General features: G+C 63.8%; 24 protein-coding genes and 4 tRNA genes. 17 read left to right on the top strand and 11 right to left on the bottom strand.

The genetic code is table 11. The features are described 5' to 3' along the window. Positions 1–85 precede the first annotated feature (85 nt). The 5 genes from uvrC (at position 86) to HDG39_RS12640 (ending at position 3,703) form a co-directional block, all read left to right on the top strand. Complete coding sequence (gene uvrC, locus HDG39_RS12660; protein ID WP_184006258.1) at positions 86–2,305, top strand: excinuclease ABC subunit UvrC; 2,220 nt, start codon at positions 86–88, stop codon at positions 2,303–2,305. Positions 2,306–2,509: 204 nt separating this feature from the next. Beyond that, entirely contained in the window at positions 2,510–3,103 is a 594-nt protein-coding gene (pgsA, locus tag HDG39_RS12655; protein ID WP_018421265.1) for a CDP-diacylglycerol--glycerol-3-phosphate 3-phosphatidyltransferase, read from the top strand. Between the two features lie 182 nt (positions 3,104–3,285). Further along, positions 3,286–3,361, top strand: a tRNA-Gly gene (locus HDG39_RS12650). A gap of 63 nt (positions 3,362–3,424) precedes the next feature. Continuing rightward, positions 3,425–3,500: transfer RNA gene (locus tag HDG39_RS12645), tRNA-Gly, on the top strand. A gap of 129 nt (positions 3,501–3,629) precedes the next feature. Next, a tRNA-Cys gene (locus HDG39_RS12640) sits at positions 3,630–3,703 on the top strand. 142 nt (positions 3,704–3,845) lie between these two features. On the opposite strand, the gene HDG39_RS12635 is transcribed toward HDG39_RS12640, so the two are convergent. Then, on the bottom strand, positions 3,846–4,028 hold the full coding sequence (locus HDG39_RS12635) for a hypothetical protein (protein WP_184006257.1): 183 nt from the start codon (positions 4,026–4,028) through the stop codon (positions 3,846–3,848). Positions 4,029–4,262: 234 nt separating this feature from the next. After that, entirely contained in the window at positions 4,263–4,613 is a 351-nt protein-coding gene (locus HDG39_RS12630; RefSeq protein WP_184006256.1) for a hypothetical protein, read from the bottom strand. 286 nt (positions 4,614–4,899) lie between these two features. Here HDG39_RS12630 and HDG39_RS12625 point away from each other — a divergent pair, with 286 nt between their 5' ends. The 3 genes from HDG39_RS12625 to HDG39_RS12615 all read left to right on the top strand — a co-directional run bounded on the left by HDG39_RS12625 (position 4,900) and on the right by HDG39_RS12615 (position 7,202). Beyond that, positions 4,900–5,607: a hypothetical protein gene (locus tag HDG39_RS12625; RefSeq protein ID WP_260327786.1), complete on the top strand. Its 708-nt coding sequence runs from the start codon at positions 4,900–4,902 to the stop codon at positions 5,605–5,607. A gap of 205 nt (positions 5,608–5,812) precedes the next feature. Beyond that, positions 5,813–6,562 carry a TraB/GumN family protein gene (locus HDG39_RS12620; RefSeq protein ID WP_184006254.1) on the top strand — a complete coding sequence of 250 codons (750 nt, stop codon included), beginning with the start codon at positions 5,813–5,815 and terminating at the stop codon, positions 6,560–6,562. 139 nt (positions 6,563–6,701) lie between these two features. Further along, entirely contained in the window at positions 6,702–7,202 is a 501-nt protein-coding gene (locus HDG39_RS12615; protein ID WP_184006253.1) for a GNAT family N-acetyltransferase, read from the top strand. Positions 7,203–7,213: 11 nt separating this feature from the next. Here HDG39_RS12615 and HDG39_RS12610 read toward each other — a convergent pair whose 3' ends face one another. From HDG39_RS12610 to HDG39_RS12600, 3 genes are read right to left on the bottom strand one after another with little or no spacing between them, the layout of a single operon-like run. After that, positions 7,214–8,098 (bottom strand): cytochrome c oxidase assembly protein, encoded by an 885-nt coding sequence (locus HDG39_RS12610; RefSeq protein ID WP_184006252.1) that lies wholly within the window; start codon positions 8,096–8,098, stop codon positions 7,214–7,216. Positions 8,099–8,137: 39 nt separating this feature from the next. Next, on the bottom strand, positions 8,138–8,599 hold the full coding sequence (locus HDG39_RS12605) for a copper chaperone PCu(A)C (RefSeq protein ID WP_184006251.1): 462 nt from the start codon (positions 8,597–8,599) through the stop codon (positions 8,138–8,140). A gap of 28 nt (positions 8,600–8,627) precedes the next feature. Beyond that, entirely contained in the window at positions 8,628–9,242 is a 615-nt protein-coding gene (locus HDG39_RS12600; protein WP_184006250.1) for an SCO family protein, read from the bottom strand. A gap of 487 nt (positions 9,243–9,729) precedes the next feature. Here HDG39_RS12600 and otsB point away from each other — a divergent pair, with 487 nt between their 5' ends. Both otsB and otsA read left to right on the top strand, forming a co-directional pair. Beyond that, positions 9,730–10,479, top strand: a complete 750-nt coding sequence (gene otsB / locus HDG39_RS12595; RefSeq protein WP_184006249.1) for a trehalose-phosphatase — start codon at positions 9,730–9,732, stop codon at positions 10,477–10,479. A gap of 53 nt (positions 10,480–10,532) precedes the next feature. Next, complete coding sequence (otsA, locus tag HDG39_RS12590; RefSeq protein ID WP_184006248.1) at positions 10,533–12,011, top strand: alpha,alpha-trehalose-phosphate synthase (UDP-forming); 1,479 nt, start codon at positions 10,533–10,535, stop codon at positions 12,009–12,011. An 89-nt stretch (positions 12,012–12,100) separates the two neighbouring features. Here otsA and HDG39_RS12585 read toward each other — a convergent pair whose 3' ends face one another. After that, a complete protein-coding gene (locus tag HDG39_RS12585; RefSeq protein WP_184006247.1) occupies positions 12,101–13,936 on the bottom strand; it encodes an ABC transporter ATP-binding protein in 1,836 nt (611 codons plus the stop codon). 72 nt (positions 13,937–14,008) lie between these two features. On the opposite strand from HDG39_RS12585, the gene HDG39_RS12580 reads away from it, so the two are divergent. The 4 genes from HDG39_RS12580 to HDG39_RS12565 all read left to right on the top strand — a co-directional run bounded on the left by HDG39_RS12580 (position 14,009) and on the right by HDG39_RS12565 (position 17,439). Further along, a complete protein-coding gene (locus HDG39_RS12580) occupies positions 14,009–14,290 on the top strand; it encodes a hypothetical protein (protein ID WP_184006246.1) in 282 nt (93 codons plus the stop codon). Between the two features lie 362 nt (positions 14,291–14,652). After that, positions 14,653–15,717, top strand: coding sequence for a glycosyltransferase family 4 protein (locus HDG39_RS12575; protein WP_090801132.1), 1,065 nt, complete (start codon positions 14,653–14,655; stop codon positions 15,715–15,717). 258 nt (positions 15,718–15,975) lie between these two features. Then, the gene (locus HDG39_RS12570) at positions 15,976–16,824 is read left to right on the top strand and encodes a hypothetical protein (RefSeq protein WP_184006245.1); all 849 of its coding nucleotides are present in this window, start codon (positions 15,976–15,978) and stop codon (positions 16,822–16,824) included. A gap of 150 nt (positions 16,825–16,974) precedes the next feature. Beyond that, positions 16,975–17,439, top strand: a complete 465-nt coding sequence (locus HDG39_RS12565; protein ID WP_184006244.1) for a DUF2214 family protein — start codon at positions 16,975–16,977, stop codon at positions 17,437–17,439. Between the two features lie 84 nt (positions 17,440–17,523). On the opposite strand, the gene HDG39_RS12560 is transcribed toward HDG39_RS12565, so the two are convergent. The 5 genes from HDG39_RS12560 to HDG39_RS12540 form a co-directional block, all read right to left on the bottom strand. Next, the gene (locus HDG39_RS12560; protein ID WP_184006243.1) at positions 17,524–19,398 is read right to left on the bottom strand and encodes an ABC transporter ATP-binding protein; all 1,875 of its coding nucleotides are present in this window, start codon (positions 19,396–19,398) and stop codon (positions 17,524–17,526) included. A 516-nt stretch (positions 19,399–19,914) separates the two neighbouring features. Beyond that, positions 19,915–19,989 (bottom strand) — tRNA-Val (locus HDG39_RS12555). Positions 19,990–20,037: 48 nt separating this feature from the next. Further along, complete coding sequence (gene dnaQ / locus HDG39_RS12550; RefSeq protein ID WP_018421251.1) at positions 20,038–20,772, bottom strand: DNA polymerase III subunit epsilon; 735 nt, start codon at positions 20,770–20,772, stop codon at positions 20,038–20,040. A gap of 86 nt (positions 20,773–20,858) precedes the next feature. Continuing rightward, positions 20,859–21,305, bottom strand: coding sequence for a ribonuclease HI (gene rnhA, locus HDG39_RS12545; protein WP_018421250.1), 447 nt, complete (start codon positions 21,303–21,305; stop codon positions 20,859–20,861). After that, complete coding sequence (locus tag HDG39_RS12540) at positions 21,302–22,183, bottom strand: class I SAM-dependent methyltransferase (protein ID WP_184006242.1); 882 nt, start codon at positions 22,181–22,183, stop codon at positions 21,302–21,304. The genes rnhA and HDG39_RS12540 overlap by 4 nt, the downstream gene beginning before the upstream one ends. 18 nt (positions 22,184–22,201) lie before the next feature. Between HDG39_RS12540 and gloB the strand changes: the two genes are divergently transcribed. The 3 genes from gloB (at position 22,202) to HDG39_RS12525 (ending at position 26,336) form a co-directional block, all read left to right on the top strand. Then, complete coding sequence (gene gloB / locus HDG39_RS12535; protein ID WP_184006241.1) at positions 22,202–22,993, top strand: hydroxyacylglutathione hydrolase; 792 nt, start codon at positions 22,202–22,204, stop codon at positions 22,991–22,993. A 157-nt stretch (positions 22,994–23,150) separates the two neighbouring features. Then, entirely contained in the window at positions 23,151–24,839 is a 1,689-nt protein-coding gene (locus tag HDG39_RS12530; RefSeq protein WP_184006240.1) for a transglycosylase SLT domain-containing protein, read from the top strand. Positions 24,840–25,094: 255 nt separating this feature from the next. Further along, positions 25,095–26,336, top strand: coding sequence for an MFS transporter (locus tag HDG39_RS12525; protein ID WP_184006239.1), 1,242 nt, complete (start codon positions 25,095–25,097; stop codon positions 26,334–26,336). Positions 26,337–26,736: the final 400 nt, after the last annotated feature.

The raw sequence follows: 26,736 nt of genomic DNA, 5'->3' as shown, positions 1-26,736 counted from the left end.
CACCCGGTGGCGCAATCGGTGCAATCGGTGCAATCGGTGCAAGCGGCGAGGCAGCGCGAGACAGTCCCACCCCAATCGATCCCGCATGACCGAACCCGAAGCCAGCGACGCCCCCGACACCTTCGAGCCGAAAACAGTGCTCGCCCAACTGCCGCATCTGCCCGGCGTCTACCGCTATTACGACACGAGTGGCGCGGTGCTCTACGTCGGCAAGGCGCGCGATCTGAAGAAGCGCGTATCGAGCTACTTCACGAAGACGCAGCTGTCGCCGCGTATCGCGATGATGGTCATGCGCATCGCGCGCATCGAGACCACGGTCACGCGTTCCGAGGCCGAGGCGCTGCTGCTCGAAAATAACCTGATCAAGGCGCTCACGCCGCGTTACAACATCCTGTTTCGCGACGACAAGTCGTATCCCTATCTGAAGCTGACCGGCCACAAGTTTCCGCGCATGGCCTATTACCGCGGCTCGGTCGATCGCAAGAACCAGTACTTCGGCCCGTTCCCGAGCGCGTGGGCGGTGCGCGAGAGCATCCAGATCCTGCAGCGCGTGTTCCAGCTGCGTACCTGCGAAGACTCGGTGTTCAACAACCGCACGCGGCCGTGTCTGCTGCATCAGATCGGCCGTTGCACGGCGCCGTGCGTCGCGAACATCAGCGAGGAGGATTACGCGCGCGACGTCGCCAACGCGTCGCGCTTTCTGCTCGGCCGCCAGGGCGAGGTGATGAAGGAGCTCGAGCAGAAGATGCATGCGTTCGCGAGCGAACTGAAGTTCGAGCAGGCCGCGGCGGTGCGCAACCAGATGAGTTCGCTGTCGACGGTGCTGCATCAGCAGGCAATCGAAGTCGGCAGCGACAGCGACGTCGACATTCTCGCGGTAGTCGCGCTGGGCGGCCGCGTGTGCGTGAATCTCGCGATGGTGCGCGGCGGACGACATCTCGGCGACAAGGCGTACTTTCCCACGCACGTGGAGAGCGCGTTGACGGCGGAGGAAGGCGGGCTCGAAGAAGACGGCGATCAGCGCGATGCATTGGCGGACGCGCGAGCGGTCGTGCCATCGGCCGCGGCGGCGAGCGCCTCGGCCGATGCGCTCGCGATCGCTCAGGACATGCCGTCGGAAGACGAGGACGCCGATGGTAGTGAAGAAGACGCGATCGACGAGGCTGCCGAAGCGACCCCGGACGTGGTCAGCGACGAAGGCGCCGACGGGAACGCCGAATCCGGCCCCGCGGCGAAGCGCCGCCAAGGCCGCGCAACAGACGGCATCGAATCCGAAGTGCTCGAAGCGTTCATCGCGCAGCATTACCTCGGCAATCGCGTGCCGCCGGTGCTGGTGGTCAGCCACGCGCCGGCGCGCGAACTCGTCGACGTGCTGACCGAGCAGGCGGGCCACAAGGTGACCGTACTGCGTCAACCGCAAGGACAGCGGCGCGCGTGGCTCGCGATGGCCGAGCAGAACGCGCGGCTCGCGCTCGCGCGCCTGCTCTCCGAGCAGGGCTCGCAGCAGGCGCGCACGCGCGCGTTGACCGACACGCTCGGCATGGAGTGCGACGACCTCGCGCATCTGCGCATCGAATGCTTCGACATCAGTCACACGATGGGCGAGGCGACGCAAGCGTCATGCGTCGTCTTTCACCACCACAAGATGCAGTCGTCCGAGTATCGCCGCTACAACATCGCCGGCATCACGCCCGGTGACGATTACGCGGCGATGCGCCAGGTGCTCACGCGCCGCTACGAAAAGATGGTCGCGCAGGCCGCCGCGAATGCGAGCGACGAAGCCGCCGAATCGCAAAGTGACGCGGCCGCCGATCCCGCGCTCGCTGCCGGTGCCGCCGAGCCGGCCGCGGCCGGCGGCGTGCTGCCGACCATCGTGCTGATCGACGGCGGCAAGGGGCAGGTGGAGATCGCGCGGCAGGTGTTCACGGAGTTGGGGCTCGATACTGGCATGCTCGTCGGCGTCGCGAAGGGCGAGGGGCGCAAGGTCGGTCTCGAGACGCTGATTTTCGCGGACGGCCGCACGCCGCTCGAACTCGGCAAGGAAAGCGCCGCGCTGATGCTGGTCGCGCAGATCCGCGACGAAGCGCACCGTTTCGCCATCACCGGCATGCGCGCCAAACGCGGCAAGACGCGCCAGACCTCGCGGCTCGAAGAACTCGAAGGCGTAGGGGCGAAGCGGCGTCAGCGCCTGCTGGCGCGCTTTGGCGGCTTGCGCGGCGTGGTGGCCGCGAGCGTCGAGGATCTCGCGAGCGTCGAAGGCATTTCGCAGGCGCTCGCCGAGCAGATCTACCGGCAACTGCATTGAATTGGCGGGCCGCGCCGCGCTGTGATCGGAACGACGGTTCGTCGGACCCGAGGCGTCGCGCTGCGGATGCGCTGGCTGCGAACCACGCGCCGAGGGCGGCTCGCTTGCCGCCCCCGCGCGGCCATGCCTGGGCGCGCTTGCTTGTGGCAGGCCCTGTGACACGGCACAATTGCAACTCACTCGTCAGACGCTGCGCCTGCCCCCATGCCGTTTAATTTCCCGATATTCCTGACCTGGCTGCGGATCGTGCTGATTCCGCTCGTCGTCGGCGTGTTCTATTTGCCCGACATGATGATGAGCCCCGCGCACCGCAATCTCGCGGCCGCGACGATCTTCATCCTGGCGGCGCTCACCGACTGGTTCGACGGCTTTCTGGCCCGCAAATGGAATCAGACCTCGGCATTCGGCGCGTTTCTCGATCCGGTCGCCGACAAGCTGATGGTGACCGCGGCGCTGCTCGTGCTCTTGCAACTCACGCGGATCGATTCCGCGATCGCGCTCGTGATCGTCGGACGTGAAATCGCGATATCGGCGCTGCGCGAATGGATGGCGCAGATCGGTGCGTCGAAGAGCGTCGCGGTGAACTCGCTCGGCAAGTTCAAGACCGCTTGCCAGATGGTCGCGATTCCGATGCTGCTGTTCTATGGCCCGCTGCCGCTCGGTGGCGGCGTGACGGTCGACACGCGCGTGTGGGGCCTGTGGCTGATCTATCTGGCCGCGTTCCTGACGATCTGGTCGATGTTGTACTACATGAAGCTCGCGTGGCCGCAGATTCGCGAGCGCGGCGGCATTGCGTGACGGTGTGGATAGAGGAGCGCGGTGGGCGCAAAAGTGTGTTCGAACCCCGCGCTACTACGAGCGAAATATTTTCTTTAAAACAGCTGGGCAAGGGGGTTGACACGTTTCAGTCGATTCTCCATAATTTCGCTTCTCCGATGCACGCAACGCGAAACACCGGAAAGCAGTAAATGCAGCACAATGCGGGAATAGCTCAGTTGGTAGAGCGCAACCTTGCCAAGGTTGAGGTCGCGAGTTCGAGCCTCGTTTCCCGCTCCAGTATTCGAAGCATCGCGTTGTTTGGCGAAGTAAAAAACGCAGCGCGATGTGAAGTAGTTCAATGCGGGAGTAGCTCAGTTGGTAGAGCGCAACCTTGCCAAGGTTGAGGTCGCGAGTTCGAGCCTCGTCTCCCGCTCCATACATCAGGGGAAGCAACGCTTCCCTTTTTGTTTGGAAGGCCGCTCGTTCTGAATTTTTCAGAGCTTCGGTTCTTCTGGTAATCACCAGGTAAATCTGCGAACCCGTGTCCAGGTTCCAGTCTGCTTGCGGCGCGATAGCAAAGCGGTTATGCAGCGGCCTGCAAAGCCGTTTAGGCCGGTTCGACTCCGGCTCGCGCCTCCAGTCTTTGATGTAAAGCGAAAGCCCCGACTTGTCGGGGCTTTTCTTTTTCTGCTTCTCTCTTCGCCAGCCTTGTCGACCGTCGTCATCAATGTGAGCGGACCGGTCGATCCGACCGCGTGCCGCAGACGTTCCTCCGAATCGATCAGAAATTGTGCGCGGATTTGATTGACTGCACGGCAGCATTGTTCAGGAAGTAGTAGTTCTCTTGCGGCGTACCGCCTCCGAGCGGTGCTATCTGCATCGTTGTGCCGCTCCTGATCATGTAACCCGCGTAGATGCCGGCGTTGTACTGGTAATACACGCGATAGTCGATCGAGCTGGCCATCGGAAAGCTGATAGGTCTTATCGTCCGTCGTGCTGGCGTAGGGAAAGAAACTTTCCAGCGTCGATACCGTTGCCGAGCAGGGCGTCGGACTACCGCCTATCGTACCCGGTGAGATGCAGTCGTAGGTGTACAACTCGTCTCCGACCGTTTGCCGCACCACCTTAATGTAGGCAGCGCCTGCTTGTCAGTTTGTTCGCGGGCTATACAGCGATTGCCCGTTGATCGTATTCGTGATCAGGCCCAACGCGGGCCGCTCAGCGAAACAACGGTGTAGCGGGTGCCGAGCAAGGTGCGGATCACGGTACTACCGTCCGCCGCCAGATAGTCTTCCTGCAAGTTGGGTCCCCCGTAGCTGACCCGCGCCTGCGCGGGAACTGCGCCGACATACACAGCGCCATTGACGATCTGGCGTCCATTGGTCAACGTGGGGGGCTTGAGCGCCGACGAGAGCGAAGCCGTCCCGGCGATCAGCGACTGAGTGCCCGTGGAGGGGCGTTGAGCGATGCTGGAGTCGATGGTGAAAAGCGTGCTACTCGAGCCGACCGATAGCCGCCCGCCGAATTCGCGCTGAGCGAAAGGCTGCAATCGACATAATGCAGTCCACCGTTAGACGTTAGTGCAAAGCTTACCGGTCGTTTTTTTGCGGTCTTTCATTTGTATTTTGTTTCCTTTCTAATTTATATCGTGACTATTAATGTCGTCGATTCAGCGCGGGGCGGCACCATCCTAGCGACATTCATGTAAAGTGCACAGCGGTTTTTTTGCTTTTTAAAGTCCGTCGTCGAGTATTCGACCGGATATTCGCGGCTGCTTATTCGTTGCACATAAAACCTACATTCGACCTATGAAAAAAATAAGAACCGCTGCCCTTATGCTGAGCCTCGCTTTGCCGCTGTCGGCGATTGCGCAATCGGCGTCGGCCCCCGACGTCAAACCCGGGGACACCTGGACATACACGTCGACGAGCGAGAGAGGGCCGTCGGGCTGGAACCAGACGCACGAGCAGGTAACGGTGCTGCGGGCGACGTCATCGCATATCTATTTCGAATCGAAGATCTCGGGTTCGACGCAGGCGCCACGCGAAGTGATCGCCGGAGCGGACTGGAGCCGCGAGCGCAGCGTGAACGGCACCGATACAGTCGTGAACCGGCCGTTCGTGTTTCCGTTGTCGCCGGGCAAGAGCTGGACGGTCGAATACGCCGAGCAACATCCCAGCCGGGTATTCGCTTCGCGGAAGTGGAACTCGCAGTATCGGGTGGTCGGAACGGAAAGCGTCGAAGTGCCCGCCGGCAAATTTCAGGCGATCAAGATCGAAGCCGAAGGCGACTGGGTCGTGCAACTCGAGCCGCGGCAGACGGTCACGCAAGCCACCCAGGTCGAGCAGGGCGACACCGCGATGATCACGCATGCGCAGAAAATCGGTCCTGTTCAGGCGACGGGACGTACGTATAAAGCGTTCTGGTATGTGCCGGAAGTCGGCCGTTGGGTGAAATCGGTTGAAGAGTATTACGGCAGCAATGGCGTGAGAAACGAGCGCTATACGACCGAACTCGAGTCGTTTAAAAAAGGCGGGCAATAATCGGGTTCAGGCGTTTGATGCGTTCTCGCATTCATTGGGGGATCGCAAATATCGCGTTTGATTTTTTGGCTCACGCGCGAGCGCCGCATTCCGATTAACGGCGTGTCCGGCACGCGCACGGGAAGGGCAACGCACGCCGGCGCGTCTCATCCAGGCCGGGCGATAGAATCGCACCATCGTCATCGCCCGTTTTCATTGAGGCCGCATGTATTTCCAACTCATCGGCACTCAGGTCCGCCTGCTCGGCTCGATGCATCTTTTTCCCGCGACGAGCCGTCGAACGCCGCGATGGGTCGCCGAAGCCTATGACTGGGCCGACGCGCTCGTATTCGAGTCCGACCCAGCAACGATCCTGCCGTTTCTCAAAGCCGACGCGCACCCCGACGCCGCGCAACTGCGGCCCCTGATGCGCGACGAAGCCTGGACGCAACTGCGGGCGCTGTGGCCGACCGATGGCCTGCTCGCGCCGCTTGAAACACTGCGTCCGTGGGCCGCGCTGATCGTCGCGCCGACGCTGCTGCAGCAGGTCGTCGAGGGTGTCGAGCCGCGCATGTTGCGCTCGGCGCTCGCGCAGGCGAAGCCGTATCGTTATCTCGAGTCCGCGCGGGACGTCGCAGTCGCGCTCGAATCGATTCCGCTCGAAGCCATTGCCGCCGCGCTCGACATGCTGATGGCCGACCGCGGCGAACCGCAGCGCACGCTCGAACGGATGCACGCGGCGTGGCTGGAGGGCGATCTGCACGCGATACAGCAAATCGCCGTCGAATCGCCGATGTTCAATCTGGCCGGCATCCGTCAGGCGATTCTCGACGTGCGCAATCGCGCGTGGTCCGCGCGGCTGAGCGAATTGCTGGACGTGCGCGAGCGTACGCTGGTGGTCGTCGGCGCGCTGCATCTGTGCGGCCCCGGCAATCTCCCCGACCGTCTCGCGCGACCCGTGCAAGCGGTGTTCTGAACGCGTGCGCGGCATTCGCGACTGAATACAGTCGTGTCGACCGCCCGGATGCCAGGCCTGCGCATGCTCGATGACGAGGCGCGCGGCATAATTGCGGATCGTTGCCCGCGCTGCCGCGCATTGACCCTGAAAGCTACCGATGACTGAACCGCAACACACCGCCGCCGCGCGGCTCGCCGAATTCGAATGGCGCTGGAAGCCGTTCGGGAACCTCACGAGCGTCGAAGTCTATGAGATGCTGGCCGCCCGCAGCGCGGTGTTCGTCGTCGAACAGAACTGCGTGTATGGCGACATCGATGGGCTCGACGTCGAAGCCTGGCATCTGCTCGCCTATGGCACCGGCGACGGTGCGGCGCTGCCGCCGTTGGCCGGCTATCTGCGCGTGTTGTTGCCCGATGCGGCGGATGCCGACGTGCGCATCGGCCGGGTGTTGACGACCGCGTCGTTTCGCGGCATCGGCCTCGGCAATGCGATGCTCGAACGCTCGCTCGCGCAGATCCGTGCGCAGTGGCCCGATACGCCGATCCGTCTGCACGCGCAGGCGCATCTGCAAGGCTTTTACGGTGCGTTCGGCTTCGAGCCGGTCTCGGAGGTTCACGACGAAGACGGCATCCCGCATGTGTGGATGCGCTCGCTCTGAGCGCGAGCGGGTCAGCGATGCCCGTTTGCCGTCGTCGACGCCGCATGCGTGAGCCCGCGCGCCACTTTTGCACGCCGCTCGGCGCGCAGGCGTCCGCGTGACGACAGCCGCATCCAGTGACGAAGCGCGATCAGCGCGCCGACCACGCTCATCATTGAACCCGGAATCCATAGCAGGAGCCCGCCGATCTGCTGATCGCGCATCGGGCTCAGCCACGTGAACGCGCGGCCGCAGATCGAATAGATCGGATACAGCTCGTGCGGCGTAAAGAAGATGAACGCGCCGAGGATGATCTGCGGCGGAATCGCCGCGATCACGACGAGCACGCGCTTGCCCGGAGACAGACGCGCGGGCGGCGCCGGACGCGGATCGAGTACGAGCCACCAGAACAGCAGGCCGTCGATCGCCATGCTCCAGTTCATCACGCGATAGAGCCGCCAGTCGAGCATCGCGACGAAATGGATCGGCGACAGCAGCCAGAAATAGATCAGCCCGACGAACAGCGTGACCGCGACGACCGGGTGCATGACGACGTCGAGCGCCCTGCGCACGAGCGGTGTTTGCAGCGCGGGCCGCACGAAGCGCTGTCGCCAGCGCAACGGAATTCCCGCGCGCAACGCCGCGCCCGGATACGAGAGCGCAATGAAGAACGGCCCGAGATGATGCAGCACCAGATGCTGCAAGCGATGCATGAAGAACTCATGCTCGAAGAAATAATCGAGCCGCGTATGCAGCACGACATACAGCGCGACCAGCCCGAACCAGAATGACAGACGCCGCGCGAACGACAGCCGCGCCTTGCGCGCGCCGCGCACGAACAGGATCGCGGGGATCAGCAACGCGATCACGACGGTCGGCGAAAACTCCCAGGGATCGAGCCAGTAGAGCAGGTTCATGGCGATGGCGCGTGCTGTGGCGGCGGCCCGTGGTGCCGCTTACTTGGTCTGGCCCGGCGACTTGACCGCGAACGGCGCGCTCACTGTTTCGCCGTCCGAGAACTTCAGCGTCAGACGCACGGTGTCGCCCGGCACGACCTTGTGCTTCGCGTCCTCGAGCATCACGTGATAGCCGCCCGGCGCGATCGCGACCTGGCCATGCGCGGGCACCGTCAGCTTATCGACCATCACCATCTTCTGCGTCGAACCGTTCGATACGGTTTGATGCAGCATCGCGTCGCCGTAGTCGTCGCTCGATACATCGACGAGGTCGATCGGCTTGTCGCTCGCGTTGACGAGCGTCGCATAGCCGGCCGCGGGCAGGTTGTTCGGCAACCAGCGCACCCACGCGTCCTTGATGCTGATCGCGTGAGCATCGGCCGCTTGCGCGGCCGACGCGGCGCCGAATGACAGCGCGAGCGCGCAGGCAAGGGAAGCGAATGGTTTGAGCTTGATCGTCATGATGGAATGGAGTGGGATCAAAGAAGAATCAGGATTGGTCATCGATGATGCGGCGCAGGTCCTGCGCGATCGCATCGGGCGTGTCGTGATCGGTGGCGAGCAGCCGCGCGCGGCCCCGGCTGTCGAACACATAGACGGCGGAGCTGTGCGTGACCTCGTAGTTGCCGTTCGGGTCGCGCTTTTCCATCTGATAAGCGACACGATAGCGCTTGGCCAGCGACTCGATCTGCCAGTCGGTGCCGGTCAGCCCTTCGGCGTGCTGTGCGTCGAACGCGCCGACATAGTCGTGCAAGGCCCGCGGCGTGTCGCGCGCGGGATCGACGGTGATGAACAGGATGCGCACTTTCTCCGCATCGGGACCGAGCTTGCCGAGCACCTGCATCAGACGGCCCATCGTTTCGGGACAGACGTCCGGGCAATGCGTGTAGCCGAAGTAAACCAGCGACGTGCGGCCCCTGAACGACGCGGCGTTGACGGGACGGCCGGTGTCGTCGGTCAAGGTGAATTCCAGATCCGGCAGGTGGCCGGTCACGTTGGTCAACTGCCACGGCTCGGCGCGCTGTGTGCAACCGGTCAGCGCGCCGAGCGCGACCAGCGTGCCCAGCGCAGTTGCCGCCGCAAACCGGCGTGCCAACCCGTGCATCAAGCGGTGCGTGAGTCGTTTGGGTCGTGAGCGGGACAGGTTCGGCCGCGGGCGCTGGGGTGGCAGGATCGGGAACAAAGCAGGGTTCAAAGACTCGATTGAAGAGCAGGCAACACGAATCGATGGAGCAGGCAGGCCGCACCGTCTCCCGATCATGCCGCGCAAGATTCGCGCGCGACACGCGATTGATTGAGAGCGTGCAACGATGTCCATCACGCCGACGGTCCGCGTGGCAGCGACTGTAGCGCAAAATTGGCGCCAGCGTCGCGCGACGCGCCGGGCGCACGAATTGCGGGTCAATTTGACGCAGCTTGCTGAAAGCCGGTTGAAGCCCGATCGTTGCGCTTTTGAACGCAATCGATGGAGGCGGATGGATAGATCGCCCATCGGGCTTGAGTTCCAGCTTACTTTCTCGAAAAATTGACGGATGCGCGGTAAGATGCGCACACTTTTCCGGCCATAGATGGCTGAAAGGCGAACCCAGGCGATGCAAGCACTTCCGGCTGTTCTGTCTCCGAGCGAGACGGCATTTTTCTTCGACTTCGATGGCACGCTCGTCGAACTCGCCCCCACGCCGGACGGCGTGCTGGTGCAGCCGCGCGTGATCGACCTGCTGCGCGAACTGCGCAGTCTGACGAATGGCGCGGTCGCGGTGGTGTCGGGGCGCGGCATCGACAGCATCGACAGTTTTCTCGGCATGCCCGATCTGCCGGTCGCGGGTCTGCACGGCGCCGAGCGGCGCGATGCGAATGGCGACACGCAGCGCATCGGCTTTCACGACGAGCGCCTGTTGCGCATGGAGCAGGTGCTCGCGCAGGTCGTCAACGAACATCCAGGCATGCTGCTCGAGATCAAGGGCGCGGCGCTCGCGCTGCACTACCGCAACGCGCCGGACCGCGAGCCGGTCGCGCGCGAGGCGACCGAGCGGCTCGTCGCCGACTACCCCGCTTCTTACGTGCTGCAGCCCGGCAAGATGGTCTACGAGATCAAGCCGAAGGACGTCGACAAGGGCCGCGCGACACGCGCGTTCCTCGACGAGCTGCCGTTCACCGGCCGCACGCCGATCTTCGCCGGCGACGATCTGACCGACGAGAAGGGCTTCGCGGTCGTCAACGAGCGTGGTGGTCTGTCGATCAAGGTTGGCGCGGGCGAAACGATGGCGCGCACGCGCGTCGAGTCGGTGTCGTCACTGCTCGACTGGCTCGAAACGATTGTCGCGGCGGCGCGCGGCGCATGACGCCGGCGGCCCCGTTCAACGAAAACAACATACTGCATCGGGAATCGCGCTTCATGAGCCGACTGATCATTGTTTCGAACCGGGTGGCGCCTATTTCGGAGGGCGGCCCGGCCGCGGGCGGTCTGGCGGTCGGCGTGTACGACGCGCTGAAGGAGACCGGCGGCATGTGGTTCGGCTGGAGCGGCGACGTGCTTACCTCCGGCCAGCCGCAGATCAAGCTCGAGGAGCGCGGTCCGGTGACCTTCGCGACCGTTCCGCTGATGCGCCGCGATTACGACCAGTACTACCGCGGTTTCTCGAACGCGACGCTGTGGCCCGCGTTCCACTATCGATCCGACCTGCTGCATTACGACCGGCACGACTTCGAAGGCTACTGCCGCGTCAACGCGTGGCTTGCGCAGCAACTCGTGCCGCTCCTGCGCGAAGACGACGTGGTCTGGGTGCACGACTATCACCTGATTCCGTTCGCTCAGGCGCTGCGCTCGGCTGGCGTGAAGAACCGCATCGGTTTTTTTCTGCACATTCCGTTTCCGGCCGCGCAGGTCCTGCTGACGGTGCCGCCGCATCGCGAACTCGTCGAGGCGCTGTGTTCGTTCGACCTGCTCGGCTTCCAGACCGGTCCCGATCTGCGCGCGTTCTGCGACTACGTGATCAACGAGGCGGGCGGCTCGATCGACGCGTCGGCGAAAGGACCGCTGAGTGTGCATGCGTTCGGCCGCACGTTGCGCGCCTCTGCGTATCCGATCGGCGTCTATCCGGATGAGATCGCCGAGCTCGCGAAGGCAGGCGAACGCGGCAAGCCGGTGCGCACGATGAAGGCGACGCTGCATTCGCGCAAGTTGATCATGAGTGTCGACCGGCTCGATTATTCGAAGGGGCTGGTCGAGCGATTCCGCGCGTTCGAGCGCCTGCTCGAGCATACGGCCGCGCAGCGCAACAAGGTGTCGTTCCTGCAGATCGCCCCGCCGACGCGCGCCGACCTGCACGCGTATCAAGACATCCGGCTACAGCTCGAAGGCGAGTCGGGACGGATCAACGGACGTTTCGCCGAGCTGGACTGGACGCCGATCCTATACATCCACAAGCAGTATGAGCGCTCGGTGCTGGCGGCGCTGTTCCGTACCGCGCACGTCGGCTATGTGACGCCGTTGCGCGACGGCATGAACCTCGTCGCGAAGGAATACGTGTCGGCGCAGGATCCGGAGAATCCCGGCGTGCTGGTGCTGTCGCGCTTCGCGGGCGCGGCGCAGGAGCTCGACGGCGCGCTGATCGTCAATCCGGTCGATATCGACGGCATGGCCGAAGCGCTCGCGCGGGCGCTCGACATGCCGCTCGCCGAGCGGCAGGCGCGCTATCGCGACATGATGGCGCAGCTGCGCGAGAACAACGTGTCGGTGTGGCGCGATAACTTCATGCGCAATCTGCAGAGCGTCGAGGGCGCGAAGCGCGCCAGAAGCGGGAAAGCGCGCGCGGCCACGGGTGCGGCGGGCGCCGCGCGCAAGAGGGCGGCGCGCGAGAGCGTGACCGGCTAAGCCAAGCCGGGCCGCGAGCCAGACAGCAAAAAGCCGCTCCAGGGAGCGGCTTTTTTTCAAGCGATGCGCACTCGTGGACCCAGCGTCCGTCAGGCTACGTGCTGTTCGTCGACCTTCTTGCCGCCGATATGCAGCGTCTGGCCCTTGCCATACTGCTTCGAGAGCAGGTCGCGATAGAGGCCCGGACGCTGGCGCAGTTCTTCCGGCGTGCCGTCGTCGATGACCTTGCCGGCGCTCATCACGATGATCCGGTCGAAGTTGTTCAGCGTCGACAGACGGTGCGCGATCGCGATCACGGTGCGGCCGACCATCAGGCGGTCGAGCGCCTTCTGGATCGCTTCCTCGGACGCGCTGTCGAGCGCGGACGTGGCTTCGTCGAGCAGCAGGATCGGCGCGTTTTTCAGAATCGCGCGCGCGATCGCGATGCGCTGGCGCTGGCCGCCCGACAGCTTCACGCCGCGGTCGCCGACGATCGTGTCGTAGCCTTCCGGCATCGCTTCGATAAACTCAGAGCAACGCGCCTCGCGCGCGGCGGCGAGCACTTCTTCACGGCTCGCATCCGGGCGGCCATACGCGATGTTCTCGTACACCGAGCGATGGAACAGCGAGATGTCCTGGGGCACCAGCGCCATCGCGTGGCGCAGGCTGTCCTGGGTGATCGACGCGATGTCCTGGCCGTCGATCCTGATCGCGCCGCCCTGGGTTTCGTAGAAACGCTGCAACAGCGCGAGTACCGTCGATTTGCCCGCGCCCGACTTGCCGATCAGGCCGACGCGCTGACCCGGTTCGATATTGAGGTCGAAGTGATCGAGAATCGCCCGGCGCCGCGGATAGGCGAAGGTGACGCCGTCGAACGTGACGCGGCCGCCCTGCGGCACGAGTTCGGTCGCGTCGTCGCGATCGGGCATGCCGTGCGGTTCGAGCAGCGTGCGCACGGCCTCTGCGAGTCGCGCGACGTGTTGGGTGACGTCGACGAGCGCGACGGCGAGGTCGCGCGTGCCGTGCAGAATCGTGAAGCCGAGCGAACTGACGAGCACGATGTCGCCCGAGGTCGCGCGGCCCTGGTCCCACAGCCACAGCGCCCAGCCGAGCAGGCCGGCCGACAGCAGCGCGGTGATCACGGCGTGCAGCAGACGCAGCTTTTCCAGATACAGCAGGCTCTGCTGGCGCGCGTCCATCTCCGACTTGACCGTCGAGGCAAAGCGGCGCTGCTCGCGAAACGTCATGCCGAACGCACGCACGAGGCCCATATTGCTGATCACGTCGACGAGTTCGCCGTCGACCGATGCCGCCTTGGTCGCGAAGTTATGGTGGCGCGCGGAGCCGCGGCCCGCGAGCTTGTACAGCACCACCGACAGGATCGCCGAGCACAGCAACAGGCCGGCGGCCATCAGCGGGTTCACCGCGATGATCATGACGATCGCGCCGAGCACCGCGATACACGGCGGCAGCACGTTCCACGCGGTGGTGTTTTCGGCGGTGTAGACGGCGTTCGAGGTCGCGGTGATCCGGCTTGCCAGCATGCCGGGCTGCTTCTCGGCATAGTAGGTCGGCGAGTGGCCGCTCAGGTACTGGAACAGGTCGCGCCGCAGATCGCCCGTCACGGCGACGAACGTGTGCGCTGCGAACCAGCCGCCGATCCGCCACAACAGGTTGTCGGCGGCGATCAGCCCGACGAGGATCGCGAACGCGCCCCACAGCGGCCCCGGATGATGCCGGCCGCCGCCGAGCACGTCGATCAGATGCTTGATCGCGTATTGCGAAGCGAGTGCACAGCCCACGGCCGCAAACACGCTGCACAACACGATCGCATGCGCGAGCGGATGACGGCGGATAAAGCGGAAGAGAAACGCCAGCGGCCGGTGCGCATAGCTCGCGAGCTTTGCGTTCTGGGCGTTACGCTGGGCAATGGTCAAGTGTTCCAATTGAGCTGAGATCGATATGTTGCGGGTTGTGCATGCAATGCGCGCGGACCACACGGACAAGCATGGCTGTCCGTGAAGCCGATGCTTCGCATTGTAAACATGCAAAGGCGATTGCGCCCTGTGTATCCGGGCTTTGACGCGATTGATTTCGCGATGGACCTCCGCGATCTGCGCCGTCCCGACACCACCAGCCGACAGGCCATTCAGGCAGATTGCGGAAAATTTCGAGATATAATTACGGATTGCATTCAACGATTACAGACTGCATTCGACCGCGCTGCGGCAATTTTGCAATTCCTACCGGCAACGTTGGTGGGCGAGAAATCACAGACACCGTACCGTTGTGCCTCCTGAAACCACTGATACTGTAGAACTGTCTTTGAAAACAAGGGTTTGCAAAGTGTTTCACGTTTGTAACAACGTAAAGACTTTGAAATGTTGTGGTGCTGCAGCAATCCGGGCATCGATAATGCGTGCTCGTTAGTCCGGCAATTTTTCTGACAGTTTGTCAACGTAGGTGCAACGTGCGCGTTTACTCGCACATGCCCAGGCGCTGATCCACTCGTCCGGGCTCCTTACCAAGCGATCCATCGCAGGATTTCTCAAAAGAATCAGGCCCGCGCCGGCATTTCCGGCCAGACTGCCCTGGCGAGCAAGCGAGTCGCTTTTTCCAAATGCAGTACCTTTGCCTGATTTTTTACTAGGAGTTCGTCAATATGCGAATCGCCCAAATCGCTCCGCTGCACGAGGCGGTGCCTCCCAAGCTGTACGGTGGTACCGAACGCGTGGTGTCCTATCTGACCGAGGCGCTGGTCGAGCAGGGCCACGACGTCACGCTGTTTGCCAGCGGCGATTCGCAAACCTCGGCGAAGCTCGAAGCCTTCTGGCCGCAGGCGCTGCGCCTCGACCCGACGATCCGCGACGTGATGGCGCCGCACATGCTGCTGCTTGAAGAAGTGCGCCGCCGCGCGGACGAATTCGACGTGCTGCATTTCCACATCGACTACTACCCGTTCTCGCTGTTCGCGCGTCAACCTGTGCCGTTCGTCACGACGCTGCACGGCCGTCTCGATCTGCCTGAACTGCAGCCGATCTTCAACACGTTCAATGACGTGCCGGTCGTGTCGATCTCGGACAACCAGCGCATTCCGCTGCCGCAGGCGCACTGGCTGCAAACCGTCTATCACGGTCTGCCGGAAGACGTGCTCAAGCCGATTCCCAACGTCGAGCCCGGCTACCTCGCATTCCTGGGCCGCGTCTCGCCGGAGAAGGGGCTTGACAGGGCGATTCGCATCGCCGGGCAGGCAGGCATGAAGCTCAAGGTCGCCGCCAAGATCGACAAGGCCGACCGTGCCTACTACGAAGAAGTCATCAAGCCGCTGATGTCGTTGTCGCACGTCGAGTACATCGGCGAAATCGGCGAAGCTGAAAAGCGCGAGTTTCTCGGCAATGCGCACGCATTGGTGTTCCCGATCGACTGGCCGGAGCCCTTCGGTCTCGTGATGATCGAGGCGATGGCTTGCGGCACGCCGGTGATCGCGTTCAATCGCGGTTCGGTGCCGGAAGTGATCGAAAACGGCGTGTCGGGTTTCGTCGTCGAAGACGAAATCAGCGCGGTCGCCGCCGTCAAACGTCTGCACACGCTGCCCCGCGCTGGCGTGCGCAAGGCGTTCGAGGCACGCTTCTCGTCGAAAGTGATGGCGCAGAACTACGTCGCCACCTATGAAGAGCTGCTGCGCCGCAAGCATCGCACGGTGCTGCGCGAAGTCAACGCGGGCTGATTGGCGGTTGATTCGCCGCGATTGTTTCGCGGTAGATAAAACGCTGGCGGCAGGGATCCGTTGCACGCTTGCCTCGCTGCTCTGAACGCCCCGCCGGCACGTCGCCGGCGGGGCGTTGTTGCATGTGCGCCGCGTTTTTCATAGGCGCAACTGAAAATACGGGTTTCCGCGCGGCGCGAACGAGCCAGTCTCGGTAATATCCCTATAATTGCCGTGCCGCAAATTGGGCTGCGGTGCCGCCTACGACAGGAGGATGCCTTGGCGAGAACGAAAGAGACGCGTGCGAACGCCGCGCCCGGCGCCGGAACGATTTTTACGTTGCGCGCCATCGGTCTCGTGCTCGCCGCCCGCTGGCTTTTCTCGATGTCCGAGATGAATCTGAGCACCGCGCTGACCGCGATGGCGTCTTCGCCGTGGGCATGTATCAACCTTGTCTTTCTATTCCTGCTGATCTTCCTGCCGGGCGCGCGCGCCGTCGCGGAGCGTCCGTTCCATCCGTTGCCGCAATGGCTGCGTCAGGCGCTGCGCCTGTTCGCGTTCCTCGGGTTCCTGTTTGCGCTGTGGTCGGTCGGCGCGTTCGTCGCGAGCGCAGGCTGGCGTCGCGCGATGCAGGCGGTCGCGGCCACCAACGGTTGGCTCGTCGCGGCGCCGGTGCTGTACGCGATCGTCTTGTGGATCTGCCGGCCGTTGCCGTTGTGGCGCACCAATGTGGCCGCGCGGCGCTTTGCGATCGACCGCTATGCGGTGTCGCTCGATCCGCTGACCCGCACCGTCGTCGTGTGGGCCGAGCGGCGCAAGGTGGGGCAATACGATGCGCGCGAATTGTCGGTGCGCTGGGCGAGCGGTTCCAATGCGCGCGCGACGCCGGCGCCCGCGGTCGCGTTCGGCGCGGCGGGCGAGGCCGGCGCGTCAGCGGCGCCGATAGGGTCGGTCGCGGCGCCCTCGCTTGCGCGCAGCGCGTTCGGCGTACGTCCGAAGGTCGAGTTGCTGTGGGATTCGCCGGCCGCCGCGGGTCATAACCGGCAGACCGTTTTCCGCGCCGCGCTGACGACCGAAGGCGATCGCGTCGCCGCCCGCGCGCTCGACACGACGCTGCGCCAGGTCTGACGCTGCATGTTTTGTGCTATCGGTCACATCGCGTGGCCGATGCACGCATCCCGAAGCGAAGCTTCGTCGATAATGCAATCAAGGCGCCCGGCCTGCAGGCGGGCGAGTGGGACACTCATCGATCGTATTGCGTCTTTCGCAGGAGTCGCCATGCTGGTTCGCTGGTTGCTTGCCGCCCTTCATCTGCTCGCTTATGGTTTTGCGCTCGCGTCGATTCTCAGACGCACGTGGTCGCTGCGTCGCGCGTCGGTGCCCGCCGCGTTGCGTTCGGTGTTCCGCGCCGATTCACGCTGGGGCATCGCCGCGCTGGTGCTGATCGTGACCGGCCTGATGCGCATGTTCGGTAGCTATGAGAAGGGCGCCGACTACTACCTGCACCAGCCGCTCTTTCACGTGAAGATGACGTTGCTGGTGCTGATCCTGATCCTCGAAGTGCCCACGATGCTCGGTCTGATGCGCTGGCGCGCGTCGATCCGCAGCGGCGCGGCGCCGAATCTGAAGAAGGCGCGATCCTACGCGCATTTCAGCGTGATCCAGACCGTGCTGCTGGTTCTGATGGTGTTTGCCGCGACCGGAATGGCGCGCGGCATCGGGTTGCCCGCCGGCGCGGTATAGCGCGGCGGGCCATCTATTGCCAGGGGCTGGTGGCGCCAGGCGTGGCATCGTTTGCCGTGAAGCCTGGTGCATGCCTGCGTCGCGCTAGCCGACCAGCAAGCCAGAATCGTCGACCCGGTCGGCTTTGACCTTTGCCGACTCGCGCACGAGCTCCGGCTCGCCGAGACCCTTGATCAGCTCCAGCGCCTGACGCTCGAACAAGCGACGGTACAAGCCGCTGTCGCGTTTGATCAGCGCGTCGTGGCTGCCTTCCTCGATCACCTTGCCCTTGTCGAGCACGAGGAGCCGGTCGAGCGCGCGCACCGTCGACAGCCGATGCGCGACCACCAGCGTCGTGCGCCCCTGCATCAGCCGGTCCATCGCGCGCTGGATCAGCACTTCGCTTTCGCTGTCGAGGCTCGACGTGGCTTCGTCGAGGATCAGGATCGGCGCGTCGGCGATAAATGCCCGCGCGATCGCGACGCGTTGACGCTCGCCGCCCGATAGCTTGATGCCGCGTTCGCCGACCAGCGTGTCGTAGCCGTTCGGCAGCGCGGCGATGAAGTCGTGCGCGCTCGCGAGCCGCGCGGCCCGCTCGATGTCGGCGCGGCTCGCGCCGGGCCGTCCATACGCGATGTTCTCGGCAAGCGAGCGGTGAAACAGTACCGGCTCCTGCTGGACGATCGCGATCTGGCTGCGCAGCGACGCTTGCTGGACCTGCGCGATGTCCTGGCCGTCGATCGTGATCCGCCCGCCCGAAATGTCGTGAAGGCGCTGGATCAGCTTGATGAAGGTCGTCTTGCCCGAGCCGGAATGGCCGACCAGCCCGACGCGCTCGCCCGGCGCGATTCGGATGGAAAAGTCGTCGTAGAGCGGCCGGCTGTGCGCGCCATAGTGAAACGACACGTGCTCGAAGCGGATCTCGCCGTCGCGAATCGCGATGGGGCCGGCGCCGGGACGATCCTCAACGCCGAGCGGCTGACTCTCGAGCGACACCAGCTCCTCCATGTCGTTGACCGAGCGCTGCAGGTTACGGATGTGCATGCCGATGTCACGCAGATAGCCTTGCAGCATGAAGAACATCGTCAGCGCGAACGTGATGTCGCCGACGCTCGCTTCGCCGCGTGCCCACAGCAGTACCGCCACGCCGAGAATCGCCGCCTGGATCGCGGCCAGCATGCCGCCCTGGAGGCCGCCGTTGAGCGTGCCGCGCACCCACGTGCGGCGTGTGCGTTGCCGCCATTTGCCGATCACGTGCGCGAGGCGCGCTTCCTCGCGCGCTTCCGCGCCGAATGCCTTGACGACGCCGTTGCAACTGACCGCATCGGCGAGCGCGCCGCCCATGCGTGTGTCCCACGCGTTCGCGAGACGCGCGGACGGCGCGACGAAGCCCAGCGACACCGTCACGGTCGCGCCGATGTACAGCAGCGAGCCGATGCCGACGACGATGCCCATCATGGGCCAGCGCGAGCCGAGCAGCAGGGTCGCGCCGATCAGCATCGCCAGCGATGGCAGCAGCGCGATCAGCAGTGTGTCATTCAGCAGGTCGAGCGCCCACATGCCGCGCGTGATCTTGCGCACGGTGGAGCCGGCGAAGCTGTTCGCGTGCCAGTCGGTCGAAAAGCGCTGTACGCGATGAAACGCGCGCGCGGCGATCTCGCTCATCATCTTCAGCGTGAAGCGGATGATGTTGAAGTACACGCCCTGGCGCAGCAGCGTCGCGGCGAGGCCGAGCGCGGCGAGCGCGCCGAAGGCCGCGAGCGCGTGATGCCAGACGGGCGCCGACGACGCCGGACCGGCCGCGATCGCGTCGACGAGACGTCCGGCGAAGACCGGCGTCAGGATGTCCGCGCCCGCCGTGAACAGCGCGAGCGCCGCGATCACGACGATGCGCCACGGCTGTTGCGCCCAGTGACTAAAGGTGAAGCCGAGGACATCCTTGAAGGCTTGTCCGCGAAAGGCGAGTTTTCTGTTGGCCATTTGCTTTGGACCCGGCGAAGCACGTGCGCGCCGAGATTCCAGTCAGAAGCGAAAAAAAGGGTAGACAGCCAGCGGATGCCGGAATGCGCGCGGGAACGCGCGAAAAAATACGACGGCAAACAACGGCAATGGAACAGCGGACTGTCTGGAATGAACGCGGCGCCTACCGAGGCAGAGGCGCATCAGCGACCACGCTGCGGCTTCAAGGTCGCATCGGTCGTGGCGGACGGGCCGACGGTCGTGGAACCATGCTGGGGAGCACGCGATGCACTGCAAACATGTGGCGCCTCCCTGAGATGGTTCAAGATGGAGAAACCGGACGGAGCCGGACGGGGCGAATGCCCGTTTGCCGAATATAGCAACAGTGCGGGGCGCTCGCCAACCTACGGAACGACGTGGTTCTATAGCCAACGGTATCTCGTATGACGCACGCGACGTATTTGCCGACAATAGAAAAAGGGCTTACGCATTGCTGCGTAAGCCCTTTTGTCTCCGGTGATCGACACACCAAGAATCTGGTGGGTAGTACTGGGATCGAACCAGTGACCCCTGCCGTGTGAAGGCAGTGCTCTACCGCTGAGCTAACCACCCGAAGAGATCGAAATTATGTCAGGGAGTTTAGGGTTCGTCCAGTCTTTTTTAAGCGGTTTGCTCATCAGTTGCTGGCGCGGGTTCAAGACGCCATACGCTCGCGCCTTTGAGTGCCTTGTCGAGATCGTCGAGTACGGCTTCGTGCGCGGCGCTTTCGTCGTCGCTCGCAGCGATCACGACCAGCTCCAGCGAGTCGAGCGCGACACGCGGCGCATGCGTATCGCCGCCGACCTGCGCTTCGCCGAGCATGTCAATGACGAGGCTTTCCTGACCGCGCGTCATCGCCAGGTAGACCTCGGCGAGCAGTTCCGAGTCGAGCAGCGCGCCGTGCAGCGTACGGTGCGCATTGCTGATGCCGAAGCGGTCGCACAGCGCATCGAGCGAATTGCGCTTGCCGGGAAACATCTGCTTGGCTTGCGCGAGCGTGTCGATGATCTCGCCGCAGTGCGTGCTCACTGGCGGCAGACCGAGCAGCGCGAACTCGGCGTCGAGAAAACCGATGTCGAATGGCGCGTTGTGGATGATCAGGTCTGCGTCCTGGATGAAATCGCGGACCTGGTCGATGATCTCCGCGAACTTCGGCTTGTCGCTCAAAAATTCCGTGGTGAGGCCGTGCACCGCGAGCGCGCCCGGATCGCTGTCGCGCTCGGGGTTGATATAGAAGTGCAGGTTGTTGCCGGTCAGCCGGCGATTCACGAGCTCGACGCAACCGAGTTCGAGAATCCGGTCGCCGCCGCGGGCGTTCAGGCCGGTAGTTTCGGTATCGAGGATCAGTTGGCGCATGTCGGATTAGCCTGCTTCGAAAAAATTGCGGAAAAAAAAGCGGGGAGGGCGGCGCGCGTCGTTGCCGATGCGCGCACGCACGCTCTTTACATCTCGGCGAGCGATGCGACGCCGCGATTGGCCAACTGATCGGCGCGCTCGTTTTCCGGATGGCCATTGTGGCCGCGCACCCAGCGCCATTCAATCTCGTGTTGCGCGACGAGCGTATCGAGCCGCTTCCACAGATCGGCGTTCTTGACCGGCTGCTTCGCCGCGGTGATCCAGCCTTTTTTCTTCCAGCCGTGAATCCACTCGCTGATGCCTTTCTGTACGTATTGCGAATCGGTGTGCACGATCGCTTTGCAAGGGCGCTTCAACGCCTCGAGCGCGGAAATTACGCCCATCAGCTCCATGCGATTGTTGGTCGTGTTGGCCTCGCCGCCGAACAGTTCTTTTTCCTGGCTGCCGAAGCGCAGCAACGCGCCCCAGCCGCCAGGGCCGGGATTGCCCTTGCAAGCGCCGTCGGTATAGATGTCGATGTGATCTGGAGTCATTCGGTGTGGTTTCGTGTGTTCGGGGTGGCGGCGGGCGCGAGGCCTGCCGCAAGCACGGTCTTTTTCACTTTGAGCGGCCCGACGAGACGCATGCCGCGCACGCGCTTGATCGCCTTGATCATGTAGGTGGCGCCGAAAATCGGCCACCAGCGGTCGCCGGCGGCTTCCATGAAGCCGTAACGCGCGAGCCAATGATCGCTCGCGAGCGGCGGACGATAGCAGCCGAAGCGCCCGCGTTCAAGATCGAAGCCGAGCAGCTTGATCCAGTCCTTCAGGCGCGTGAACGCGATCAGATCGACGGCGGAGGGCACGAACGGGCGGCCTGTCATCTTGCCGATAGACTGCCGTACGCCCCACAGCGACAACGAGTTGAAGCCGAGGATGATCAGTTGGCCCTCAGGCACCAGCACGCGTTCGGCTTCGCGCAGCAGCCGATGCGGGTCGCTGGTGAATTCGAGCGTATGGGGCATCACGAGCAGGTCGACGCTTTGCGCTTCGAACGGCAGATCGAGCAGGTCGCACCAGACCGCGCTGCGCCCGGCCGGCGCGTGCAGACCAGGGGCGTCTGGCGCGGCGTTCGCGGGATTGTCGTCGCCAGCGTTGCCCGCGCTGCTGATGCCGCTCACGCTACCACGACGTGCCGAGCGCGGATACGTGTACGGCGCGCTCGCGCCGCTCGCCGCGTCGAGCACGAGGCCGCGGCACGGCATGCGGTTCTCGCGCAACGCGTCGAGCTGCGGCAGGCCGAGTTGTAGCGCATGATAGCCGAACACGTCCGACACCACGCGATCGAGCTGGGTTTGCTCCCAGTCGAGCACGTAGCGGCCTGGCGGCGAATCGGTCCAGGCGGGCCAGTCTATAATCGCTCGGTCAGTCATATTAAAAATGCGTCGCCTATGAATGCGCTCGAGTACGTACCGGTCCCGGCGTTTGAAGACAATTACATCTGGGTCGTTGCCGACGGACACCACGCGGTCGTCGTCGATCCGGGCGAAGCCGCTCCTGTGCGCGCCTGTCTGGCGCAACGAGGCTGGCGGCTGAGCGCTATTTTACTCACGCACCATCATCAAGACCACGTCGGCGGGGTGGCCGATCTGCTGAGCGGCCAGGACGTCCCGGTCTACGGCCCCGCCGGCGAAGCGATCGCGCACCTGACACATCGTCTCAAAAGTGGCGATCACGTGACGATCGCCGCACCCGCACTTGAATTCAGCGTGCTCGACGTGCCCGGTCACACGAGCGGACACATCGCCTATTTCCAGGCGGCCGATACGCGCGGCACGCCGCACGTGTTTTGCGGCGACACACTGTTCGCGTGCGGTTGCGGGCGCCTCTTCGAAGGCACGCCGCAGCAGATGCTGAACTCGCTCGATTCGCTCGCCGCGCTGCCCGGCGCAACCGAAGTGCATTGCGCACACGAATACACGCTGTCGAACATTCGCTTCGCGCTCGCTTGCGAGCCGCACAATGCCGAACTACAGGCGTGGCGCGACAAGGCGAACGAGTTGCGCGCCCGCCACCAGCCGACGTTACCGACCACGATCGCGCACGAGCGCGCGGTCAATCCGTTCCTGCGCGCAGGCGAGCCGGCGATCCAGTCGAACCTCGAAGCACGATTGCACGAAACGGTGTCTGACCGGCTCAAGGCCTTCACATTGATGCGCGAATGGAAGAACCGCTTCCGTTGATCCGGAGCGCATTCGGAGGTTCTTCACGCGATGAATCGGAAAAATTCGCCAAGCCCCAGATTTGGTTGATTTTTTTCTTGATTTTCCAATTGACGGAAACGTTGACGTTTCGTACTATCGGCTGCAAATTCCAGCCCTTGTGGAAACCGAGACGTTCATGCGATTTATCTTAAGTGCGTTATTGGTCCTGACACTCGCCGCGTGCGCGAGTCAGGGACCGACGACGAATACCGCCAACAACCCCGCCAGCCAGCAGGCCGTAGCCGACGCCCTTCGCAAGAACGCCACCGCTAAAGAAACAATCAATGTCGACCAGAGCTCCGTCAATCAGTTGACGAGCCAGGACGCCGATCTGTGGGGCCGCATTCGCCGTGGCTTCCAGATGCCGGACCTGCAGAGCGACCTCGTCGACATGCAGCTCAACTGGTATCTGCAGCGTCCCGATTACGTGCAGCGCATGACCGAGCGTTCGCAGAAATACCTGTATCACATCGTCGAGGAACTTGAGTCGCGCCATATGCCGACCGAGCTCGCGCTCTTGCCGTTCATCGAGTCTGCATATAGCCCGCAGGCTTTGTCGGTCGCCAAGGCTGCAGGTATGTGGCAGTTCATGCCGGGCACGGGCCGGACCTACAACCTGAAGCAGAACATGTGGCAGGACGAGCGCCGCGACGTGCTTGCGTCGACCAGTGCCGCGCTCGACTACCTGTCGAACCTGCACGACATGTTCGGCGACTGGCAACTCGCGCTCGCTGCGTATAACTGGGGCGAGGGCAACGTGCAGCGCGCGATCGCGCGCAACGAGGCGGCGGGTCTGCCGACCGACTACATGAGCCTGCGTCTGCCGAACGAAACGCGCAACTACGTGCCGAAGCTGCAAGCGGTCAAGAACCTCGTGATGAACCCGCAGATGTACGGGCTCACCCTGCCGTCTATTCCGAACCACCCGTACTTCGTGACGGTCACGACCTCGCACGACATCGACGTCGACGTCGCCGCGCGGCTCGCCAACATGTCGACGGACGAGTTCCGTTCGCTGAACCCGTCGTTCAGGAAGCCGGTGATTCTCGGCGCGACGCAGCCGCAGATTCTGTTGCCTTTCGACAACGCGTCCGCATTCGAGCGCAATCTGAAAACGTACTCGGGCTCGCTGTCGTCCTGGACCACCTACACGGTCGATGCACGCGCGACGCCCGCGGCGATCGCACAGAAGATCGGCGTCGACCCCGACACGCTGATGGAAGTGAACAAGATTCCGGTCGGTATGCGCCTGAAGCCGGGCTCGACGATCGTCGTGCCGCGCGGCTCGGACGACGATGAAGACATCAGCGCCGACGTCGCCGAAAGCGCGGTGCTCGCGATGGAACCCGATGTACCCGACACGCGCAAGATGCTGATCCGCGTGCGTCGCAATCAGTCGATGGCGGCCATCGCATTGCGCTACGGCGTGTCGGTCGGTCAGCTGAAGGCGTGGAACAGGACGCATCGCGATCAGGTTTCGCGTGGCCAGGTGATCGTGCTGCACGTGCCGGTCGGCAAGCCGGTACCCAGCGAGCCGGGTCCGGAAAAGATCGCCGCCGACGTGCAAGGCGGCAGTGTGCAGAAGATTGGTGTCCACGTCGCAGACACACACGGCGATTCGCGCTACGATAAGAAGAAAGGGCGCGGCCACTCCGCCGTCGTCAAAGTCTCCGAGCCGGGCGGCAAGGGTAACAAGCCGGCGGCGCCCGTTGCCAGCAAAGGCAAGATCGAGAAGGTCTCGGCCTCGGAGCCCGGCAAGGCGTCGAAGGCCGCGGCTGAGAGCCGCCCGAAGACCGTGGCCAACGCGAAGAAGAAGGGTAAATAGACCAATAGCGGCTCTCACGGTAGTGACCACATGCGTTGCGGGGGCAGCGCATGGATTGCGCTCCGATCACGTATCGTGTTCATCCAACGCCGTCACCTCAGGGTGACGGCGTTTTTCATTGCGCGGACGATTCCTGCGCGTTCGCGGTATTTACTTTATTGTTCGTGCTTCGGCCCGCGGGGTGCCGGTCCGCCCTGATCCGTCCGAACCTCGGGAGAGGTTCTTGAGGTCATTTCCAGGTTTACTTCCTGATTTATGTCGTCGACCCAACTGCGCGTCTTTCTGCTTTTTTCCGCCGGCTACTTCGTCTCTTACGTGTTTCGCGGCGTCAATCTTGGTTTCGCGCCGTTCATCACGCACGATCTCGGTCTGTCAGCCGCCGATCTGGGTGTGCTGACGAGTCTGTATTTCCTCGGTTTCGCGGGCGCGCAGATCCCCGCTGGCGTGCTGCTCGATCACTTCGGCGCGCGTCGCGTGACGTCCGTCACGCTGCTTTTTGCCGCGCTCGGCATCTGGGTATTCGGCGCCGCGCACAGTCTCGCCATGATGATGGTCGGGCGGCTGCTGATCGGCGTTGGCGTGTCGGTGTGCCTCGGCGCCGCGTTCAAGGCGCTCGCGCAGCATTTTCCGGTGGCGCGTTTGCCATTGATGAACGGGCTTGTGATGGCGATCGGCGGTTTCGGCGGCGTGATGGTCGGTTCGCCGCTCACGTGGGTGCTCGGTTTTTCCAGCTGGCGCCCGGTTTGCGTCGGACTCGGTGTGCTGACGGTAGCGGTTGCGCTCGCGCAATGGACGCTCGCTCCGGACGCGCGCGAAACGCATCGCCAGGCGAGCATCGTCGCGCAGTTCAAGGGTACATGGCACATCCTGCGCAGCGCGGCGTTCTGGAAAATCGCGTCGTTCTCGGTCGTTACGCAAGGCGTCTTCTACGCAATGCAGTCGTTGTGGGTCGGAGCATGGCTGCGCGACGTACAAGGCTTCGAGCCGCACCAGGCGGCGGCGCTCGTGTCGATTCTCGGCTTCGCGATGATGGCCGGCTGCGTCGGTTTCGGCGCGGCGGCGCGTAGTCTCGAGCGGCGCGGCCTCTCGCTGTACGCGTTCTGCGGCATCGGCATGGCGCTGTATGTGCTGACGCAGATGCTCATCATGTTTAACGCGCCGTTGCCGGCGAGCCTGTTGTGGGCCGCCTACGGCATCTTCGGCGGCACCGGGATCCTGAGCTACGCGGTGATGGCGCGGCATTTCCCGCCGCAGATGATCGGCCGGGTCAACACGACGCTGACGCTAATTATTTTTCTGCTGATCTTCGGTTTCCAGATCGGCGTTGGCGCGGTGCTGTCGCACTGGCCGGCGAGCGGCGGGCATTACCCGGCGCTCGCGCATCTGAGCGCGTGGAAAATCCTCGTCGCGCTGCAGGTGCTAAGTGCGATCTGGTACGTGTTGCCGGGTCGGCAGCTTGCCCGTTCGGGCGAGATGCGCTCGGAGCAGGAGGCCTGAACGGCCGCGCCAGGCCTTGCGTCGGACCCGGAGGGGCCGCCACGGCGGTTCGGTCCCGTCAATATTGGTGTCTCGACAGAACCACATGGACAGGCGCGGCAAGTACCTGGCGACGCGGCCCGGCAAGGCTTTGAAGGTCCGCCCCGGCACGCCGCCTCAACGCCTCGTCCTATCTCAGATTTGGAGGGAACAGTGGATTCAGGCTATAATTTCAAGGTTTGAGCTTATCCACCCGCACCCTAGCGCCTACCTCCCTCATACCGTTCATCCGCCGCGCGCCATTGGCGTAGCAAGAAGGGCCCACACCCAGCCGAGTCGTCCGCACAATGGACCCATCGCGCCCCTTGCAGCGTCTCCGGCAGCTCGCGAGCGAGTCTGCGCGCGCATCCACGATGTGCTT

It is taken from the genome of Paraburkholderia lebeckiae, assembly GCF_014201005.1.
Lineage (GTDB): Bacteria > Pseudomonadota > Gammaproteobacteria > Burkholderiales > Burkholderiaceae > Paraburkholderia > Paraburkholderia tuberum.
This window is presented reverse-complemented; position numbering and strand designations above follow the sequence as displayed.

Bases quoted from the DNA above. Each gene is read 5' to 3' on its own strand.
- uvrC (WP_184006258.1), top strand. From the start codon at position 86: ATGACCGAACCCGAAGCCAGCGACGCCCCCGACACCTTCGAGCCGAAA.
- pgsA (WP_018421265.1), top strand. From the start codon at position 2,510: ATGCCGTTTAATTTCCCGATATTCCTGACCTGGCTGCGGATCGTGCTG.
- HDG39_RS12635 (WP_184006257.1), bottom strand. From the start codon at position 4,028: ATGGCCAGCTCGATCGACTATCGCGTGTATTACCAGTACAACGCCGGC.
- HDG39_RS12625 (WP_260327786.1), top strand. From the start codon at position 4,900: ATGCTGAGCCTCGCTTTGCCGCTGTCGGCGATTGCGCAATCGGCGTCG.
- HDG39_RS12620 (WP_184006254.1), top strand. From the start codon at position 5,813: ATGTATTTCCAACTCATCGGCACTCAGGTCCGCCTGCTCGGCTCGATG.
- HDG39_RS12615 (WP_184006253.1), top strand. From the start codon at position 6,702: ATGACTGAACCGCAACACACCGCCGCCGCGCGGCTCGCCGAATTCGAA.
- HDG39_RS12610 (WP_184006252.1), bottom strand. From the start codon at position 8,098: ATGAACCTGCTCTACTGGCTCGATCCCTGGGAGTTTTCGCCGACCGTC.
- HDG39_RS12605 (WP_184006251.1), bottom strand. From the start codon at position 8,599: ATGACGATCAAGCTCAAACCATTCGCTTCCCTTGCCTGCGCGCTCGCG.
- HDG39_RS12600 (WP_184006250.1), bottom strand. From the start codon at position 9,242: ATGCACGGGTTGGCACGCCGGTTTGCGGCGGCAACTGCGCTGGGCACG.
- otsB (WP_184006249.1), top strand. From the start codon at position 9,730: ATGCAAGCACTTCCGGCTGTTCTGTCTCCGAGCGAGACGGCATTTTTC.
- otsA (WP_184006248.1), top strand. From the start codon at position 10,533: ATGAGCCGACTGATCATTGTTTCGAACCGGGTGGCGCCTATTTCGGAG.
- HDG39_RS12575 (WP_090801132.1), top strand. From the start codon at position 14,653: ATGCGAATCGCCCAAATCGCTCCGCTGCACGAGGCGGTGCCTCCCAAG.
- HDG39_RS12565 (WP_184006244.1), top strand. From the start codon at position 16,975: ATGCTGGTTCGCTGGTTGCTTGCCGCCCTTCATCTGCTCGCTTATGGT.
- HDG39_RS12560 (WP_184006243.1), bottom strand. From the start codon at position 19,398: ATGGCCAACAGAAAACTCGCCTTTCGCGGACAAGCCTTCAAGGATGTC.
- dnaQ (WP_018421251.1), bottom strand. From the start codon at position 20,772: ATGCGCCAACTGATCCTCGATACCGAAACTACCGGCCTGAACGCCCGC.
- rnhA (WP_018421250.1), bottom strand. From the start codon at position 21,305: ATGACTCCAGATCACATCGACATCTATACCGACGGCGCTTGCAAGGGC.
- HDG39_RS12540 (WP_184006242.1), bottom strand. From the start codon at position 22,183: ATGACTGACCGAGCGATTATAGACTGGCCCGCCTGGACCGATTCGCCG.
- gloB (WP_184006241.1), top strand. From the start codon at position 22,202: ATGAATGCGCTCGAGTACGTACCGGTCCCGGCGTTTGAAGACAATTAC.
- HDG39_RS12530 (WP_184006240.1), top strand. From the start codon at position 23,151: ATGCGATTTATCTTAAGTGCGTTATTGGTCCTGACACTCGCCGCGTGC.
- HDG39_RS12525 (WP_184006239.1), top strand. From the start codon at position 25,095: ATGTCGTCGACCCAACTGCGCGTCTTTCTGCTTTTTTCCGCCGGCTAC.